Genomic DNA, 1,716 nt, shown 5'->3' with positions numbered 1-1,716 from the left:
CAGGGGCGAGCTGACGATCGAGGAAGCCGCGATGGGCAAGTGGTGGACCACCGAGCTGCAGAACAAGGCGGCAGCCAAGTGTCTCCAGCTGCACGGCGGCTACGGCTACATGACGGAGTACCCCATCTCCAAGGCGTACACCGACAGCCGGATCCAGACGATCTACGGCGGCACGACCGAGATCATGAAGGAGATCATCGGCCGCACGATGGGGCTCTAGCTGCGCGGAGCGGTGAGCTAGCGTCCACTCATGGCCCCGCGGTGGACGCTAAGTCACCGCCCGGGGTCAGCTGCCTTCGGTGCGGCGGCGGATCGTCTCGCGCTTGGCCTCGTCGACGGCGGTCTCGTACGCCGTGACGAGCGCCTGGATCGTGAGCGGCTTGAAGCGCTCGACGAGGGCCGTGATGTCCTCGGCCGTACGCCCGGAGGATCGCAGCTGCGGCCACCACAGCGTGCGGAACACCTCGGTGATCTCCTCGGCGACGGCCTTGCCGGCCGCGTCGAAGATCCGCCGCGAGGCGTGTGCGACCTCGATCGGCATGTCGGTCTCGATGAACTGGATGCCGACCGCGAGGTGCGCCGGCGCGACCCGGAAGACGTCCTCGGTCGGCGTCGGCTCCAGCACCCCGAGGGCGATCAGCATCTCGAGTGCGTGATCGTCGAGCTCGCGGCCGGCCCTCAGCTCGAGCGCCTCGCGGTCGAGCTCCTCGGGCCGGTCGGCCATCCACGGTGCGAGCAGGGTGCGATGCAGCGCGACCTGCTCGGGCGTGGCGTCGGACGGGATGTTCTCGAGGTAGCCCTCGATCGCCGAGAGCGTGAACCCGTGCGCCTGCAGCTCACGGACCAGCTCGAGCCGGGCCAGGTGGTCGGGACCGTAGTAGCCGTTGCGCCCCTCGCGCCGTGGCGGCGGGATCAGGCCGCGGCCGGCATAGAAGCGTACGGTCCGCACCGTCATGCCGACGCGCGACGCGAGCTGCTCGACGCTCATCGTCTCGGCTGGTGCGGCGCTCATGGTGCAGAGACTATGCCACCGCGGCGGCACGTGACGCGGCCCACAGGAACTCGTCTAGAACTTTGACAGTGCTGGTGTCACAATCGAGGTTGTCACGCTGCTGACACGTCTTTCACCTGATCTGCGAGGACCCAGTTATGACCGAGGCTTTTGTCTACGACGCCATCCGCACCCCGCGAGGGCGCGGCAAGAAGACCGGATCACTCCACGAGGTCAAGCCGATCTCGCTGATGACCGGCCTGATCGAGGAGATCCAGAAGCGCAACCCCTCGCTGGATCCCCACGGTGTCGATGACGTCGTGCTGGGCGTCGTGTCGCCGGTCGGCGACCAGGGCGGAGACATCGCCAAGACCGCCGCGCTCGCCGCGGGCCTGCCCGACACCGTCGCCGGCGTCCAGCTCAACCGCTTCTGCGCGTCGGGCCTCGAGGCGGTCAACCAGGCCGCGGGCCGCATCCGTTCCGGCTGGGAGGACCTGATCTTCGCCGGCGGTGTCGAGTCGATGAGCCGGGTGCCGATGGGCACCGACGGCGGTGCCTGGGCCATGGACCCGCGTACGGCGTTCGACACCGACTTCGTGCCCCAGGGCATCGGCGCCGACCTGATCGCGACGATCGAGGGCTACAGCCGTACGGACGTCGACACGTTCGCCGCGGAGTCGCAGGCGCGGGCCGCCAAGGCGATCGCCAACGGCTACTTCGCCAAG

General features: G+C 68.8%; 3 protein-coding genes. 2 read left to right on the top strand and 1 reads right to left on the bottom strand.

The features are described from left to right. Positions 1–220, top strand: a 220-nt coding sequence (locus V6M46_RS10285) for an acyl-CoA dehydrogenase family protein (RefSeq protein ID WP_332664501.1), incomplete at its 5' end; no start/stop codon positions are given. Between the two features lie 66 nt (positions 221–286). On the opposite strand, the gene V6M46_RS10280 is transcribed toward V6M46_RS10285, so the two are convergent. Beyond that, a complete protein-coding gene (locus tag V6M46_RS10280; protein WP_332664499.1) occupies positions 287–1,012 on the bottom strand; it encodes a MerR family transcriptional regulator in 726 nt (241 codons plus the stop codon). A 137-nt stretch (positions 1,013–1,149) separates the two neighbouring features. Between V6M46_RS10280 and V6M46_RS10275 the strand changes: the two genes are divergently transcribed. Beyond that, on the top strand, positions 1,150–1,716 hold a 567-nt coding region (locus V6M46_RS10275; RefSeq protein ID WP_332664497.1), incomplete at its 3' end, for a beta-ketoacyl synthase N-terminal-like domain-containing protein.

Source organism: Aeromicrobium sp. (genome assembly GCF_036676885.1).
Lineage (GTDB): Bacteria > Actinomycetota > Actinomycetes > Propionibacteriales > Nocardioidaceae > Aeromicrobium.
The sequence above is the reverse complement of the archived record's forward strand: the minus strand, read 5'-3'. Positions and strand labels throughout refer to the sequence as shown.

Excerpts from the sequence above, each read along its gene's own strand:
- V6M46_RS10280 (WP_332664499.1), bottom strand. The coding sequence starts at position 1,012 with ATGAGCGCCGCACCAGCCGAGACGATGAGCGTCGAGCAGCTCGCGTCG.